The organism is Trichococcus ilyis, from assembly GCF_900109135.1.
GTDB classification, from domain to species: domain Bacteria; phylum Bacillota; class Bacilli; order Lactobacillales; family Aerococcaceae; genus Trichococcus; species Trichococcus ilyis.
Genome location: NZ_FNYT01000016.1, coordinates 16,896 through 33,048 on the forward strand (window position 1 = coordinate 16,896; position 16,153 = coordinate 33,048).

Sequence of the window (16,153 nt, forward strand, 5' to 3'; positions counted from 1 at the left end):
TCGCCGGAGTTGCGGACGGATTCCACGATTGCTGCTTTACGTTTTTGCAGCATTTAACTTTACAAATTTGCAGGCTCCAATTTTACGTTTTTGTAGCTACCTTCTATAGCAATTGCTCTTGTGTATGCATTCGGCGGAGAAAAAGGCCGCGAAATGTGGTAAAAGTACTGCGTTGTTCCGGTAATCTTCCCGAAATATCGGATGTTCCGCCAAATAAATCTGAAAAAACCGCAAGGAAGCTGTCGCTTCTTTGCGGTTTGATGGTGGGATTGTATGTTCCGGGGTTTGCGTTCGGGTCGAGATTCCCCGCCAAAATGGATTTCACGGGGAATCTCGTGTTGTCTGCGGACGTTTTTGCCCGCCAAGGCAGTTTTAGCGGGTTTTCTGACTGTAATTTGGGCTGATTTTCCCCGCCAACGAAGTTTTGGCGGGCTATTTCTGGACATTAATCCGCTCTCCAAAAAGAAGCGGCCGCCCCGCAATGGGACGACCGCTTCTTTGCATACATTTTCAGGCTGCCTTCACTCCAGCATATCCTTATAAATATCCTTCAATATCGCCAGCTGTTCGTCCGTCCAGGTGCCGCGCTGGCGCTGGTCGCGGAAGCGGCTGCTTTCGCCCTCCAAGGCTTTTTTGGAGCGCTTGATGTCCTTGTAGAGCTCCAGGGCGGAGATGCGCTGGGCGCCTTTCGAGAAGACGAGCTGCTGTTCGGCCAGGTCGCTGGTGGCGACGTAGACTTCGGTCAGCACGTTGCGCAGCTTTTTGACGACGCCTTCGATGTAGGTGTCGGCGGTCTCTCCCTGAGCGGTGAAGATGACCTTCACCTTGTATTTGGAGTATTCTTTCGTGATGCCGGGCACGAACTGGGCGTCGAAGACGCACCAGATTTCGCTGCCTTCGTAGTTCTGGTAATCGGACAGCGCCTGCAGCAGTTGATCCCTGGCCTCTTCGATGAGGTCCTGGTTCTTCAGCTTGACCAGTTCCGGCCAGGCGCCGATCATATTGTAGCCGTCCACGATCACGATTTCTTTCTTCAGCATGATCTCACCTCGCTTTTTCTGGTACGCAGACGCAGCCGTTTAAACGTGGCGTTTGCGGAAAACTTCGTACATCATCAGTCCGGCGGCGACGCCGGCGTTCAGGCTTTGGACGTGGCCGACCATCGGGATGGTCAAGAGGCCGTCCGCGGATTCCTTCAGCAGACGGGAGACGCCTTTGCCTTCGTTGCCGATGATCATGGCAAGCGGCAAGGTCGTATCCCACTGGCGGTAATCCTGCCCTTTCATGTCGGTGGCATAAATCCAGACACCGCGTTCCTTCAATTCTTCAATGGTACGGTGCAAGTTCGTGACGCGCACGACCGGGACATGCTCGATGGCGCCTGTCGACGCTTTGGCGACAGTCGCCGTCAAGCCGACTGCGCGGCGTTTCGGGATGATGACCCCATGCGCGCCGCAGGCATCCGCGGTACGCAGCACAGATCCCAAGTTATGCGGATCCTCGACGCCATCCAGGATGATGAAGAAGGGATCTTCGTTCTTGGCGGCGGCCGCTTCGAACAGGTCATCGAGCACAGCATACTGGAATGCAGCCGTAGCGGCGATGACACCCTGGTGGACGGCGTTGTCGGACAACGTGTCGAGCTTGGTTTTCGGCACCGCTTGGATCTGGATCTTGCGGTCCTTCGCCAGCTTGATGATGTCGCCTAATTTTTCGCCGCCCAGTCCGTCCTGGATGAACAGTTTGTTGACGTCGCGATCGGAGCGCAAAAGCTCCAATACCGGATGGCGGCCGATCACGAAGTCTTCGTTTTCGGGTGTTTCTTTTTCTGCTTCAGCGCGGCGTCTTGGTTCCGGTCTGCCCTTTTTTGGGGCATTGCGGGTGTCCTTGAACGCGCGGTTCGGTTTATTTTTCATAGTTGTTTTCCTCGACTTCTTGGATACACCAACGGATCAGCTCTTCCAGACGTTCCTTCTGGCCGGAGAGGTGCAGGTAGCCCATCAGCGACTCGAAGCCGGTCGCGATGCGGTAAGTCGTCACGTCCGCATTTTTGGCGATCGTATGGCTTTTGCTGTTGCGGCCGCGGCGGTACATATCCGTTTCTTCCTCACTCAGGAAGCCCTCTTTGGCGAGCAGCGCCTGCATCAGCTTGGCTTGCGCCTTTGCGGAAACGAAGAAAGTCGCCCGGCGGTGGAGCTGGTTCGGTTTGGTGTGCCCTTTTTCTAATAAATGCGTGCGGATATAGGTCTCATAAGCGGCATCGCCGACATAGGCCAAGGCGAGGCCGTTCAATAAGCTCCAGTTCTGTTCTGTCACTAGGCTCTTCTCCATCTGGTGCCTTGGGCGGTGTCATCCAGGATGATGCCCTGATCCTTCAGGTAATCACGGATTTCATCGCTGCGGGCAAAATTTTTGTCTGTTCGGGCTTGCGTCCGTTCATCGATAAGCGCCTGGATGGCATCATCCAGCAAGGCCTCTTCACCCAGCACGACGCCGAAGACGCCGGCCATCGCTTTGTACAAAGCCAAAGCTTCGCTGAGGACCGCTGCGGAAACGGCTTCGCCTTCCGCGTAGATGTTCAGCTCCTTCGCGAATTGGTAGACGACCGACATGGCGTTGTCCGCCTGGAAATCGTCGTCCATTTCGGTGATGAACTGTTCCTGCAGCTTTTGGAACAAAGCCAACTTCTCGGCATCGTCCGGCAATGCCGCAGCGGCGGCCTCCAGACGGTACTGGGCGTTCTGGTAGGCGATTTTGACCTTCTCCAGGTTGATTTTGGCTTCTTCGAGGGCTTTCGCGCTGTATTTCAGCGGACGGCGATAATGCGCCGTTCCGAGGAAGAATCGCAGCACCTGCGCATCGACTTCCTTCAGGATATCATGCACCGTCACGAAGTTGCCGAGCGATTTGCTCATCTTTTCGGCTGTCTCGCCGATCGTGACGAAGCCGTTGTGCATCCAGTAGTTCGCGAAAGTTTTGCCGGTTTTGGCTTCGCTCTGCGCGATTTCGTTCTCGTGGTGCGGGAAGGTCAGGTCGTGGCCGCCGCCGTGGATATCGATCGTGTCGCCCAAGTATTTGGTCGCCATCACCGAGCATTCGATGTGCCAGCCCGGGCGTCCCGGACCCCAAGGCGATTCCCAGGAGACTTCGTCCGGCTTCGCTTCTTTCCAGAGCGCGAAATCGAGCTGGTCCTCCTTCTTGACGTTCTCTTCCGCGTCCAGGCGTTCGCTGGCGCCGACGATCAGGTCCTTGATCGACTGGTCGCTCAGTTTGCCGTAGTCCTTGAACTTGCCGGTGCGGTAGTAGACATCGCCGTCAGCCGCATAGGCATAACCTTTTGCGATCAGCTCCTCGATGAAGGCGATGATGTCCGGGATGTTCTCCATCACGCGCGGATTCAGCGTCGCTTTTTCGACATGCAGGGCCGCGGTGTCTTCATAGAAGGCAGCGATGAACTTTTCGGCGACTTCTTTGGCGGAAATGCCCATTTCTTTGGCGGCGCGGATGATTTTGTCGTCGACGTCGGTGAAGTTGGAGACGAAGTTCACGTCGTAGCCGCGGTATTCCAGATAGCGGCGGACGGTGTCGAAGGCCACCGTGCTGCGCGCGTTGCCGATGTGGATGTAGTTGTAGACGGTCGGTCCGCAGACATACATCGCCACCTTATTTTTTTGGATCGGTTGGAACGCTTCTTTTTCGCGCGTCAACGTATTGTAGATTTTTAACATTTTGCAACTCCTTTCCGGCTTCGAAAAAAGGGCTCGCGGCCCTTTTTTCGTTTGCTGATCATTCGGTCTTGTCTTCTTTACTTTTTGTGGTAACGGACGATTTTTGCCGGGATGCCGACAGCCGTGACGTCAGGCGGAATTTCGCTGACGACGACAGCGGAGGCGCCGATTTTGGCGTTGTCGCCGATTTTGATCGGGCCCAGCACCTGCACATGGGCGGACAACAGCACGTTGTTGCCGATGGTGGGATGGCGCTTGCCGGTGTCCTTTCCGGTTCCGCCCAAGGTCACGCCATGATAGATCATGACATCGTCGCCGACCTCGGCTGTTTCGCCGATGACGATGCCCATGCCGTGGTCGATGAACAGACGGCGGCCGATCGTCGCGCCCGGATGGATCTCGATGCCGGTCAGGAAACGCCCGAGATGCGAAAGCACCCGGCTGAATGTATACCATTTTCGCTTATAAAAGAAATGAGCGATGTCATATATAAGGATGGCATGCAGCCCGGGGTACGTCAGGACAACTTCCAACGTACTCCTGGCAGCCGGATCATGATCTTTTATGGTCTGAATCGTTTCGCGTAATCTATTCAAGTCCTCTCATGCTCCTTTTTGGATTATCCATCCATTATATAGAATCAGCTCATTTTTGCTAGCCTTTTTTGGTGGCCTTACATTTTTTCAAGGACGCTGTTCAGGTGAGCCAAGCTCTTCTCTCTGCCCAGCACTTCGATGGTCTTGCCGATTTCCGGCCCGTGCATTTGGCCGCTGACGGCGACACGGATGGCCATGTAAAGGTTCTTGCCTTTGATTTTGGTTTCTTTTTGGACGGCCTTGATGGCGCCCAGGATTTCGGCTTCCTCGAACGGCTCGATGGCAAGCAATTGTTCTTTGAATGCAGCAAGCACGATCGGCGCCGTTTCGGCAGCTAGGATTTCCTGCGCTTCCGCGTCCAGGTTGATCTCATCCGTGAAGAACAGCTCGGAAAGGGCGACGATCTCAGCGGCATAGCTCATCTGCTCGTGATACAGGCTGATCAGCTTCTTCGCGTAGGCTTTGTCTGCCTCGGTCGGGTTTTCCGGCAGTTTGCCGGCAGCCACCAAATGCGGCGTAGCCAAAGCAACAATTGTGTCCAAGTCGGCACTCTTCATGTACTGGTTGTTGATCCATTCCAGTTTCTTCTGGTCGAAGGCGGCAGGCGATTTGCTCAAGCGCTCCGGATCGAACATCTTGATCAGATCCTCTTGCGAGAAGATTTCGTCTTCCCCGACCGGTGACCAGCCCAGCAGCGTGATGAAGTTGAACATCGCTTCCGGCAGGTAGCCCAAGTCTTTGTATTGTTCGATGAACTGCAGGATCGACTCATCGCGTTTGCTCAGTTTTTTGCCGGTCTCGCTGTTGATGATCAAGGTCATGTGGCCGAAAACAGGCACTTTCCATTCGAACGCTTCATAAATCATCATCTGTTTCGGCGTGTTGGCGATGTGGTCATCCCCGCGCAGGACATGGGTGATGCCCATCATATGGTCGTCGACGGCCACCGCGAAGTTGTAGGTCGGGAAACCGTCGCGTTTGCGGATGATGTAGTCCCCGCCGACGCTGCTGGCTTCGAACGTGATCGGCCCTTTAACAATGTCATCGAACGTATACGTGTTTTCGATCGGCACACGGAAACGGATGACCGGCGTGATGCCTTGTGCCTCTTTTTCCGCTTGCTGGGAAGGCGTCAGGTGCGAGCAAGTGCCGGCATAATGAGGCATTTCGCCACGGGCACGCTGATATTCGCGTTCCGTTTCCAATTCTTCCTCGGTGCAGTAGCATTTATAGGCTTGGTTCGCAAGCAGCAGCTGATCGATCAACGGATCGTAGATGTGCTGTCTTTCGGACTGGCGGTACGGGCCGACTTTGCCGGGTTTGTCCGGACCTTCATCCCAGTCCATCCCCAGCCATTTCAAGTTTTCCAGTTGGCTCGCTTCGCCGTGCTCGAGATTGCGTTTTTGGTCCGTATCCTCGATGCGGATGATGAACTCGCCGTCGTTATGGCGGGCAAACAGATAGTTGAACAATGCGGTACGGGCGTTCCCGATATGCAGGTTACCGGTTGGGCTTGGTGCATAACGTACGCGGATTTTCTTTGTCATATGAAGTATCCCCTTTTCTGTAAAGCTGTTTGTATCGTGCTGGCTTCTTTATTTGATGCCTTTTTGTGAATGGGTAGGCTTCGCAAAAATCATGCGGCCGGCCGCTGTCTGCAAAGCGCTCGTGACGACGACTTCGATCGTCTCGTTCATGTAATGCTGGCCGTCTTCCACGACGATCATCGTGCCGTCGTCCAGATAGGCCACCCCTTGGTTGCGTTCCGTTCCGACTTTGATGACGGTGACGACCATGTATTCGCCGGGGATGACGACCGGCTTCACGGCATTGGCCAAGGCGTTGATGTTCAATACCGGCACATTCTGGAATTCGCAGACTTTGTTCAGGTTGTAGTCGTTCGTGACGACGATGCCGTCGATCAGCTTCGCCAGACGGATCAGCTTGCTGTCGACTTCAGGAATTTCTTCGAATTCGCCGTCGTAGCTCTCGACGATGATGTCCTCTTCTTTTTGGAGTTTGTTCAGGATATCCAATCCGCGTCTGCCTCGGACGCGCTTCAGGCTGTCCGACGAATCCGCGATGTATTGCAGTTCGCGCAAAACGAAGTTCGGGATGACGATGACGCCTTCGATGAAGCCGGTTTTGGCGATATCATAGATCCGGCCGTCGATGATGACGCTCGTATCCAGAATCTTGTATTTGCGGAAAGTGTCGTCCGCTTTGCGGTCCAGCATCTGCGGCTCTTCCTGCTTCTTCGGCTTCGGTGCGAACAGCTTGCGGAATTCTTCGATCCGGGTCGTCCCGACGCGGAAGCCGAAATAGGCCAGAATCAAGGACAGGATCGCCGGCAGCACATCATTAAGGACGGGAATCCTCAGGGACGTCAGCGGAATGCCGATCAGCCAGGCCAAGACCAGCCCGATGATCGTTCCGATCGAACCGAACAGCATATAGCTGACCGATAAAGTGCTGAAATAATTCTCTATCTTTTGGATGACGTCCAAAATCAATTTCATCAACAGGAATGATAATAAATAAAATATAAGTGCTCCAACCCCAAAATTAACAAAAACATTATTGAAAAGGTTATTTTGTATGCCCGCTAATTCCCAAAGGTAAGGCAGTGCTGTAATACCCACGCTGCCGCCCACCAACAGGAAAACGGCCGTAATGATTTTCCGTTTCAAAGGCTTCCCTCTCTTTCCATTTTCCTTAATTTTTATTCGGAAATACTTTGCGCAGTGTTTCTTGAAGCGTTGCGACAGGGATGATCTGGATATCTTCCGGGTGCTTCCAGCCGGACAGGTTGTTCTTCGGCAGATAGACTTTTGTGAAGCCCAGTTTCTTGGCTTCATTGACGCGCTGCTCGATGCGGCTCACCCTGCGGATTTCCCCGGTCAGGCCGATTTCGCCGATGAAGCATTCCGTCGCGGACGTCTCGCTGTCCCAGTAGCTCGAAGCGATGCTGACCGCCACAGCCAAGTCGATGGCCGGCTCGTCCAGCTTCACGCCGCCTGTCGATTTGAAGTAGGCATCCTGGTTCTGCAGCAGCAAGCCCGCCCGTTTTTCCAAGACGGCCATGATCAGCGAAACCCGGTTGTAGTCCAGTCCGCTCGCGGTCCGGCGGGCATTCCCGAAGACCGTCGGCGTGATCAGGCACTGGATTTCAGCCAAAATCGGCCGCGTCCCCTCGAGCGAGGCCACGACTGCGGAACCGGAAGCCCCGGCCAGCCGCTCCTCCAGGAACAGTTCGGAAGGGTTGCGGACCTCGCGCAGGCCGCCTTCGATCATCTCGAAAACGCCGATTTCGTCGGTCGAGCCGAAACGGTTCTTGACGGCGCGCAGGATCCGGAAGGCATGATGCCGGTCGCCTTCAAAATACAGCACCGTATCCACCATATGCTCCAGCATCCGCGGCCCGGCGATGGCGCCTTCCTTCGTCACGTGGCCGACGATGAAGATGGCGATGTCGTTGCTCTTCGCGATGCGCATGAACTCGGCGGTGCATTCGCGCACTTGCGACACGCTGCCGGCCGTGCTTGTGTTGTCCGGATGAATCATCGTCTGGATCGAGTCGACGATGACGAATTCCGGCTTGATCCGCTCGATCGTGTTGCGGATCGCCTCGATATCAGTTTCCGGGTAGATGTAGAAATCGGTGCCCTTGACCCCGAGCCGTTCCGCCCGCAATTTGATCTGACTCGCGCTTTCCTCTCCGGAGATGTAAAGGACGCGGTGCCCGCCCTGGTTGATCTGCGCCGACACCTGCAAAAGCAACGTGGACTTGCCGATACCCGGGTCGCCCCCGATCAGGATCAGCGAACCGGGCACGATGCCGCCGCCCAACACATGATTGACTTCTTCCATCTGCGTCTTGACGCGCGGCAGGTTTTCGGTCTTGATGTCCTGGATGGCGATCGCTTCGGGAACATTCCCGCTGAAATTGGAACGTTGCTGCTGCTTCACGGCTTTCGTCGCTTCCCGTTCTTCCTCCATTTGGTTCCAAGTGCCGCAGTTCGGGCAGCGTCCCAGCCATTTCGGCGACTCGTATCCGCAAGCCTGACAAACGTATTTCACTGCATTTTTCTTTGCCAAATGAATCTCTCCTTCAAGTGTGAACCAACTTATCTTATTTTATCACAAAAAGCCTTCTCTACGTACAACAATACGCAAATACCCGCGGATTCGGCTTTTCTTTTTAGGCCTGGCCTGACGAGCCGAAACCGCCTGTGCGTTCCGATCCTTCCGCCTCATCCTGGTCGGCTTTCAGGAACTGCAGGAAGATGCCCTGGCCGATGCGGTCGCCCTTGCGGATGACTTTGTCGCGCAAGCCGAAATTCAGGAACTGGAAGTAGATGTGGCCTTCGTTGCCCTCGTTATTGTAATAATCCGCATCAACGATGCCCACGCCGTTCGGCAGCACGATGAAATTCTTCAGCGGATTGCTGGAACGGTTCGTCAGCTGCAGGTATTCGTCTTCCTGCATGTAGGCTTTGATCCCGGTAGGCACCAAAAGCGGACGCAACAGCTGCTCTTTCTTTTCGAGCGCCTCTTCGTTGTCGCTGCCGAACAGTTCCCCAAGCTGCAACCCTGCGCTTTTCACGACCGTTTTCCAGATCGCCGGCAGCACGATTTCTTCGGCTGCTTCAAAATCGTATCCCGCTGCGTGTTTCGTTGCGCGCTTGGGCAATTGGATGTTTTTGTCAGCATAACTGCTGATGACTTCAAACCCTCTTTTGTTCATGGTTGAAAACCCCTTTTTCTCTCTGATATCGCTGCAGCGCTCTCTCCTGCACCAAAGAACCATTTTACCAAAACAACGGCGCTTTTTCACGGTTTAGTTGTGCGTTTGGCCCGTTGAGGACACTATAGCAAAGGATTGCGACTTTTCTTTGAAGAATTCCTGTGCTTTTCCAAAAGCTTCCGGACTCAGAAAGCGCCTTCGGCAAAGTGCACAAAACGACGGCGGATTTTTTGGGCAGTTTCCCGTGGTCGCGGAATCCGCTTTCAATTAAGATAAGGACATAAAGAAAAGCCCAAAAAAACCAAAAAGGCAGGTACAAATAAATGGTAGAGATCCAGTTGAACAGCATCCATAAAAAATACGACAATTCCCAAAATTATTCCGTGACGGACTTCAACTTGCACATCCAGGATCGCGAATTCATCGTTTTCGTCGGTCCATCCGGTTGCGGAAAGTCGACGACGCTGCGCATGATCGCCGGTCTGGAAGACATTTCCGAAGGCGAACTGATCATCGGCGATACAGTGATGAACGATGTCGCGCCGAAAGACCGCGATATCGCGATGGTTTTCCAGAACTATGCGCTCTATCCGCACATGACCGTGTTCGACAATATGGCTTTCGGTCTGAAACTGAGAAAATACGCCAAAGATGAAATCAAACAGCGCGTCGACAACGCAGCCGAAATCCTGGGCTTGACGGAATACTTGGACCGCAAACCGGCAGCTCTATCCGGTGGCCAAAGACAGCGTGTCGCTTTGGGCCGCGCGATCGTGCGTGATGCCAAGGTCTTCCTGATGGATGAGCCGTTGTCCAACTTGGACGCAAAATTGCGTGTGGCCATGCGTGCCGAAATCGCAAAACTGCACCGTCGCCTGAACACGACAACGATCTACGTAACCCATGACCAGACCGAAGCGATGACCATGGCGGACCGCATCGTCATCATGAAGGACGGTTTTGTGCAACAGATCGGCAGCCCGAAAGAAGTCTACGATACGCCAGTGAACGTCTTCGTGGCCGGCTTCATCGGCTCGCCTGCCATGAACTTCTTCAACGTCACTTTGCAGGATGGCGTCATCACGGATGGATCGGGTCTGAAATTGACCTTGCCGGCCGGAAAACGCAGAGTCCTGGAAGACAAAGGCTACAACGGCAAAGAATTGATCTTCGGCATCCGTCCGGAAGATATCCAAAGTGAGCAGATCGTTCTTGACACCAACCCGACTTGGGCAGTCAAAGCGGAAGTGGTCGTATCCGAATTGTTGGGTGCCGAAACCATGCTTTACAGCAAAGTCGGCGGCACAGAATTCATTTCCCGTGTGGACGCGCGCGATTTCCATTCGCCGGGCGAAGTCATTGATTTGGCTTTCAACATGAGCAAGTCCCACTTCTTCGACAAGCAATCTCAAGATGTGATCGCCATCCCTTAACCAGAGGACGGCTGCATCACCTGAAACACGCTTACCAGTTCTAACCTACCCTCCCCCAGAAAAAGGCGAGCCGCTGACGGCTCGCCTTTTTCGTTTGCATGCGTTTGGGTTTGTTTGCGTACGTTTGGGTGCGCCTGCTGGCCGGAGGAGCGCGACGGCATGCGGGCACAACTCCGGTGAAGGACCCGCTGACAGGAGCACGCCGGCAGCAATTGGGCGGACCTCCGGTGAAGCCGTGCTCGCCGGCGAACACAAAAAAATGTGGGCCGAACTCCGGCGAAGCACCGCTCGCCGGAGCAGGGCGCTCCCGGCCGATAAAGAAGGAGGTGCCTCGATGAGACACCTCCTTCTTTATGCAGCTATCGTTGTTTATTCAGTATATTCGCTGGCGCTTGCCCCGAAAAACTACTCCTCCACCGCATCCGCAGCAAAGGCTTCCTCAGGGGAAATCGCGTCCCTGACCCAAACAGAGATCGAACCGGCATTGACCGGGAAGCGGCCGTTTCCGTCTTCGCCGATTTCGACTTTGTCTTCGCGGTTGCCGGTATAGTCCGCAAAAATCTGGCCGGCGTACTGTTCGCCGACATACATATCCTTGAAGCCTTCTTCGCTGTTGGAAATGACAGTAGCCAAACCGTAAGGATGCTCTTCGTTGCCGAGGCGGGTCCAGCCGACGCAGTTGCCGTGGTCGAAGTAATCGCGCTGTTCGCCGTAGGCATGGTTGGCGCGCAGATAAAGCAGTTTGTCCAGGAAAGTCTGCTGGCCTTCTACCGGATGCGGACCCTTGATTCCGTAATAATCCCCGTAGAACAGGCACGGGAAGCCTTGTTCGCGCAGCAGGATGACGCCGTATGCCAACGGGGTGAACCACGGCTCCACGTAGGACTGCAGCGCTTGGGCCGGTTGCGAATCATGGTTGTCGACGAAAGTGACCGCATGGGTCGGATTTTTGGCTACCAGCGTCTGATTGAAAAGATTGCGCAGATCGTAATCCTTGCCTTGCTGGGAAGCAAGGTGGAAATTCTGATGCAGCGCCACGTCGAACAGATCAAAAGTGAAATCGGTCGCCTCCAGATATTCCTTGATCGCGCCGTATTTGTATTTCCAATATTCGCCGACCACATAGAAATCATCGCCGTGCTGGGCGCGGATCGTTTCGACGAAATCCCGCACGAACTGGTCGTTGATGTGTTTGACGGCATCCAGGCGGAAACCGTCGACGCCGGTCTCCTTGATGTACCAATCCGCCCACTTTTTGACTTCTTCGATGACTGCCGGGTGGCTGTAGTCGATGTCGGCATACATCAGGTAATCGTAATTGCCGTATTCGCTGTCGACGCTCTCGTTTTCCGCCCAGCCTTTGTCGAGGCCTTTGATCATGTAGATGGCTTCTTTGCCGGATTCGTTATTGAAGTCCGTTCCGGTGAAATGTTCCCAAGACCATTTGAAATCGGAATATTTGTCGCCGCGACCCGGGAAGGTGAATTTCGTCCAGCCTTCGATTTCGTATGATTTCGTCTGCTTTTCCTGACGATTGTCCGGATCGACTTCGTAGGCAAGGAAGCGTTCGGTCTCGTCCGCGCCGGCTTTGTGGTTCAGCACGACATCGGCATAAACGGAAATGCCTTCCGCGTGCAGCGCTTCGATCGCGGCCAAATACTCTGCTTTGGTGCCGTATTTGGTGCGGACGGCTCCTTTTTGGTCGAATTCGCCCAGATCATAGAGATCGTAGACGCCGTAGCCGACATCATTCGTTCCGGTGCCTTTGTAGGCCGGCGGAGTCCAGACAGCCGTGATGCCCAATTCCTTCAGATGCTTAGCATCCTCCTTGAGGCGATTCCACAATTGACCATCATCATCCAGATACCATTCAAAATATTGCATCATCAATCCATTTCCTGCCATTCGATCACTGCCTTTCATCCTATTTCGTTTTTGTTGTGGTCCATAAAATGCTTTTTGATACCCTTATTATACATACTTGCCTTGCGATTGCCTTTCCGGACGCCTCCGGATCGCCGCTTTTCTGGTCGCGGAGCGAATTGCTTGCATCCTGGGCCGGACGCCGGTATACTGACATTAAGTTAGCTGACCGCTGATTTCTTTTTTTGGCTATATATCTCGAATTAGGAATATACGAAACAGAAAACACGAGGAAATGAGGAAACGATCCATGAACACATTAAGAGGAATCCACCACGTCACCGCCATCACCAGCAGCGCCGAAAATAACTACGCCTTCTTCACGAACATCCTGGGCATGCGTCTGGTCAAGAAAACCGTCAACCAGGACGACATCCAGACTTATCACCTGTTCTTCGCCGATGACCGCGGCAGTGCCGGCACGGACATCACCTTCTTCGACTTTCCGGGCATCCCGAAAGCCGTCAGGGGGACCAACGAAATTTTCAAGACCGGCCTGCGCGTCCCTTCCGACGAGGCGCTGGACTACTGGGTGAAACGTTTCGACAAATACAACGTCACGCATTCCGGCATCCAGGAGCAGTTCGGCCGCCGGGTGATCGACTTCCAGGACTTCGATGAGCAGCTTTATCAGTTGGTTTCGGATGAGTCGGATACCGGCGTGGCTCCCGGCATTCCGTGGCAGAAAGGTCCGGTCCCGAACGAATACGGCATCCGCGGCTTGGGTCCGATCTTCGTCCGCATCGCCGATTTCGGTTTCTACCGGCAAGTGCTGGAGACGGTCCTTGGCTTCCGTCACGTCGCAACCGAGGGCGACGTGCATCTCTTCGAAGTCGGCGAAGGCGGCAACGGCGGCCGCATGATCGTGGAGCACAATGCTTCGCTGCCGCAAGCGCAGCAAGGCTTCGGCAGCGTCCACCACATGGCCTTCCGCGTCAAGGACCGCCAGGAACTGGAAGAATGGATCGAGCATATGGGCTCCTACCGCTTCCCGATCTCCGGCTATGTCGACCGCTTCTACTTCGAGTCGCTCTACGCCAACATCGCCCAAGGCATCCTTTTGGAGTTTGCGACGGACGGCCCCGGCTTCATCGACGATGAAGAGCCTTACGAAACCTTGGGCGAACGCCTGGCTTTGCCGCCTAAATTCCGCAACAACCGCGAGGAAATCGAAGGCCTGATCCGCCAATTCGACACCGTGCGCAGCACGAAAACTTTCGAAAAAGAATATTTGGACTGACAGAACCATAATCAAATGAATCAAGCAGAATCACCGTCCTTCTCCGGCGAACGGAGGCTTCGCCGGAGTTCAGGATGCATTCCGTTTGCGTTCTCCGATGAGCACGGCCTCGTCGGAGCTGATCCCGATTGTTCCCGGCGTGCTCCGGTGAGCGGAGCGTTCACCGGAGCTGGGGACGGATTACTGGATTACACGCACTGCTCCGATCCGCGCACGCAAAATAAGAGAGGGGCCATCTCATTACGAGACGGCCCCTCTCTTATTTTGCTTCAGATTTTCACAGCTGTGCTTCCTTCAGCACCAGACAGACACTTTGGTAATCCCCTTGCAGGGCATCTTTCAGATACAAGCCGCGGTTCATCAGTTCGTCGCCGCCGATCGCGCCTTCGTAGCCGCTGACGGTGTAGAATTTAGCGGCATCCAAGCCTTTGAACAGGACTTTTTCCCTCTTCGTGTTCGCCCGGCTGAGGACGCGGTAATAGAAGTAGAGCGCTTCGTCCTGCTCCGGACTGACGAAGATCCAAGCGGCTTCGTTCTGCGTTTCGAACGGACTGAGGATGCGGTGGAAAACGCCGTACTGAACGAGTTGGCGGTGTTCCTTATAGAAGCTGATCTGCTCCTGCATTTCCTGTTTCTCCGCTTCGGACAGCATTGTGACGTCAAGTTCATAGCCGAGGTTGCCGGCCATCGCCACATCTCCGCGCATCTTCATCGAAGTCAGCCGGTGCGTCTGGTGATTCGGAATGGCGGACACGTGCGAGGCCATGCTCGAGATCGGCATGATCAGGCTGGTGCCGTACTGGATTTCCAGACGCGCCACCGCATCGGTGTTGTCGCTCGTCCATGTCTGCGGCATGTAGTAGAGAATGCCCGGGTCGAAGCGCCCGCCGCCGCCTGAACAGCTTTCGAAGAGGATGTGCGGGTATTTCGTCACCAGCGCGTCCATGACCTCATAAAGGCCGAGCATGTATTTGTGCAGCACTTCCCCCGGCACGGCGCCCGGACCCGCGCTGCCGATTTCGGTCATGTTGCGGTTGTAGTCCCATTTGATGTAGTCGATCGGCACTTCATCCAGGATCCGCATCATCTGCGCCAGAATATTGTCGCGGACTTCCTTGCGGCTGAAATCGATCACGTACTGGCTGCGGCTGAGCGATTTTTCCCGGCCCGGCGTATGGATGCACCAATCCGGATGGGCGCGGTAAAGCTCGCTGTCCTCGGAAATCATTTCCGGTTCGAACCAGATGCCGAAGAGCATATTCTTCGCCTTGATGTTCTCCGCGAGCTGCTTCAGGCCGGCCGGCAATTTGGCGGTGTGGACGTGCCAATCACCAAGCGAAGAATAATCGTCGTCGCGCTTGCCGAACCAGCCATCATCCAGCACGAACAGCTCGATCCCCAAAGCGGCCGCTTCATCGGCCATCGCCTCGATCTTTTCGGCTGTGAAATCGAAGTAGGTGCCTTCCCAGTTGTTGATCAGGACCGGGCGCTCGGCAAATTGGTGCTGGCCGCGGATCAGGTGCTTCTGGTAGAACGGATGCAGCGTCTGCGACAGGCCGTTCAGCCCGTTTTCGCTGTAGACAAGCACGACTTCCGGCGTCTGGAACGACTCCCCGACTGGCAAACGCCATTGAAAATGGGCCGGATTGATGCCCATCTGCACGCGCGTCTGCGCATAAGTGTCGACTTCGACATTGGCTCGGAATTCACCGCTGTAGACGAAGTGGAAGCCGTAGACGGCGCCTTGGTCTTCTGTCGCCGTTTTTTCGGCCAAAGCCACGAACGGCTGGTAGGCATGGCTCGTCGTTCCGCGTTTGCTGTCGAGCGTGTGGATGCCGCGGACAAGCGGCGTGCGCACGATTTGGCGTTCCCTTCCCCAGGCACCCGGCAGTTGGATCATATCAAATTCGGCGTCCGGAAAATCGATCGACATGCTCAAGGCTTTGTTCAGCTGGATGTCCGCTGCGCCGTTGTTTTTGAAGCTGGCCGAACGCGTCAGCAGCGGGTAGTCCCTGAACAAGGTGTAGCTCAAAACGACTTCCACTTTTGTGACGGTGTCCTCCAAAGTCAGCAGCAGCGTTTCCGCCGGCTCTTCCTTAGTTTCGTACGTCTGCGGCAAGCCTTGCAGCGGCTGTTTGCCGGTCACAATTTCATGGCTTTTGTAAGTCAGCAGGCTGACGGTCGTCTGGTCCGGATACAGGCATTCGAAGGCCGATTCGCGGAAATCGCCGCTGCCGTTGCCCGGGAATTCCTGCGGCAAAGTCGCCAGCGAAAAGATGCGGCCGGGCACTTCGGACGGATTGGGCGCAAAGGCGTTGTCCTGGCGCGGGTAATCGGCCACTTGGGAAAAGCGGTTGATCCGCTTACCCCAATACTGGTGGGACACATATTTCTCTTCTTCCAACGCAAGCACATAGCTCACGAATTCGTTCTGCAAATGAAAATATTTTTTTCTTTCATCAAAGGTTATCGTCACAGTCATCGCT

The 16,153-nt window shown here is 54.8% G+C and carries 13 protein-coding genes; 2 read left to right on the forward strand and 11 right to left on the reverse strand.

The annotated features are described in order from the left end of the window. Positions 1-521 precede the first annotated feature (521 nt). From BMX58_RS08730 to BMX58_RS08770, 9 genes are all read right to left on the reverse strand, one after another. On the reverse strand, positions 522-1,037 hold the full coding sequence (locus BMX58_RS08730) for a YacP-like NYN domain-containing protein (protein WP_068622857.1): 516 nt from the start codon (positions 1,035-1,037) through the stop codon (positions 522-524). 42 nt (positions 1,038-1,079) lie between these two features. Next, complete coding sequence (gene rlmB / locus BMX58_RS08735; protein ID WP_084253889.1) at positions 1,080-1,916, reverse strand: 23S rRNA (guanosine(2251)-2'-O)-methyltransferase RlmB; 837 nt, start codon at positions 1,914-1,916, stop codon at positions 1,080-1,082. Further along, positions 1,906-2,331, reverse strand: coding sequence for a Mini-ribonuclease 3 (locus BMX58_RS08740; protein WP_068622816.1), 426 nt, complete (start codon positions 2,329-2,331; stop codon positions 1,906-1,908). Before BMX58_RS08740 ends, rlmB begins: the two co-directional genes overlap by 11 nt. Next, entirely contained in the window at positions 2,316-3,728 is a 1,413-nt protein-coding gene (cysS, locus tag BMX58_RS08745) for a cysteine--tRNA ligase (RefSeq protein WP_068622817.1), read from the reverse strand. Before cysS ends, BMX58_RS08740 begins: the two co-directional genes overlap by 16 nt. Before the next feature lie 77 nt (positions 3,729-3,805). Beyond that, positions 3,806-4,324, reverse strand: coding sequence for a serine O-acetyltransferase EpsC (epsC, locus tag BMX58_RS08750; protein WP_068622818.1), 519 nt, complete (start codon positions 4,322-4,324; stop codon positions 3,806-3,808). 77 nt (positions 4,325-4,401) lie between these two features. Further along, complete coding sequence (gene gltX / locus BMX58_RS08755) at positions 4,402-5,871, reverse strand: glutamate--tRNA ligase (protein WP_068622819.1); 1,470 nt, start codon at positions 5,869-5,871, stop codon at positions 4,402-4,404. A gap of 48 nt (positions 5,872-5,919) precedes the next feature. After that, positions 5,920-7,014: a PIN/TRAM domain-containing protein gene (locus tag BMX58_RS08760; RefSeq protein WP_068622820.1), complete on the reverse strand. Its 1,095-nt coding sequence runs from the start codon at positions 7,012-7,014 to the stop codon at positions 5,920-5,922. A 25-nt stretch (positions 7,015-7,039) separates the two neighbouring features. After that, the gene (radA, locus tag BMX58_RS08765) at positions 7,040-8,422 is read right to left on the reverse strand and encodes a DNA repair protein RadA (protein WP_068622821.1); all 1,383 of its coding nucleotides are present in this window, start codon (positions 8,420-8,422) and stop codon (positions 7,040-7,042) included. A gap of 103 nt (positions 8,423-8,525) precedes the next feature. After that, complete coding sequence (locus tag BMX58_RS08770; protein ID WP_068622822.1) at positions 8,526-9,071, reverse strand: dCTP deaminase/dUTPase family protein; 546 nt, start codon at positions 9,069-9,071, stop codon at positions 8,526-8,528. A 323-nt stretch (positions 9,072-9,394) separates the two neighbouring features. On the opposite strand from BMX58_RS08770, the gene BMX58_RS08775 reads away from it, so the two are divergent. After that, entirely contained in the window at positions 9,395-10,504 is a 1,110-nt protein-coding gene (locus BMX58_RS08775) for an ABC transporter ATP-binding protein (RefSeq protein WP_068622823.1), read from the forward strand. A 405-nt stretch (positions 10,505-10,909) separates the two neighbouring features. Here BMX58_RS08775 and BMX58_RS08780 read toward each other — a convergent pair whose 3' ends face one another. Further along, on the reverse strand, positions 10,910-12,391 hold the full coding sequence (locus BMX58_RS08780; RefSeq protein ID WP_239420547.1) for an alpha-amylase: 1,482 nt from the start codon (positions 12,389-12,391) through the stop codon (positions 10,910-10,912). Positions 12,392-12,677: 286 nt separating this feature from the next. Between BMX58_RS08780 and BMX58_RS08785 the strand changes: the two genes are divergently transcribed. After that, a complete protein-coding gene (locus BMX58_RS08785; RefSeq protein WP_068622825.1) occupies positions 12,678-13,667 on the forward strand; it encodes a VOC family protein in 990 nt (329 codons plus the stop codon). 277 nt (positions 13,668-13,944) lie between these two features. Here BMX58_RS08785 and BMX58_RS08790 read toward each other — a convergent pair whose 3' ends face one another. Then, on the reverse strand, positions 13,945-16,143 hold the full coding sequence (locus BMX58_RS08790) for an alpha-galactosidase (RefSeq protein ID WP_420855197.1): 2,199 nt from the start codon (positions 16,141-16,143) through the stop codon (positions 13,945-13,947). Positions 16,144-16,153 lie beyond the last annotated feature (10 nt).

Bases quoted from the DNA above. Each gene is read 5' to 3' on its own strand.
- BMX58_RS08740 (WP_068622816.1), bottom strand. From the start codon at position 2,331: ATGGAGAAGAGCCTAGTGACAGAACAGAACTGGAGCTTATTGAACGGC.
- BMX58_RS08770 (WP_068622822.1), bottom strand. From the start codon at position 9,071: ATGAACAAAAGAGGGTTTGAAGTCATCAGCAGTTATGCTGACAAAAAC.
- BMX58_RS08785 (WP_068622825.1), top strand. From the start codon at position 12,678: ATGAACACATTAAGAGGAATCCACCACGTCACCGCCATCACCAGCAGC.
- cysS (WP_068622817.1), bottom strand. From the start codon at position 3,728: ATGTTAAAAATCTACAATACGTTGACGCGCGAAAAAGAAGCGTTCCAA.
- BMX58_RS08775 (WP_068622823.1), top strand. From the start codon at position 9,395: ATGGTAGAGATCCAGTTGAACAGCATCCATAAAAAATACGACAATTCC.
- gltX (WP_068622819.1), bottom strand. From the start codon at position 5,871: ATGACAAAGAAAATCCGCGTACGTTATGCACCAAGCCCAACCGGTAAC.
- BMX58_RS08780 (WP_239420547.1), bottom strand. From the start codon at position 12,391: ATGATGCAATATTTTGAATGGTATCTGGATGATGATGGTCAATTGTGG.
- rlmB (WP_084253889.1), bottom strand. From the start codon at position 1,916: ATGAAAAATAAACCGAACCGCGCGTTCAAGGACACCCGCAATGCCCCA.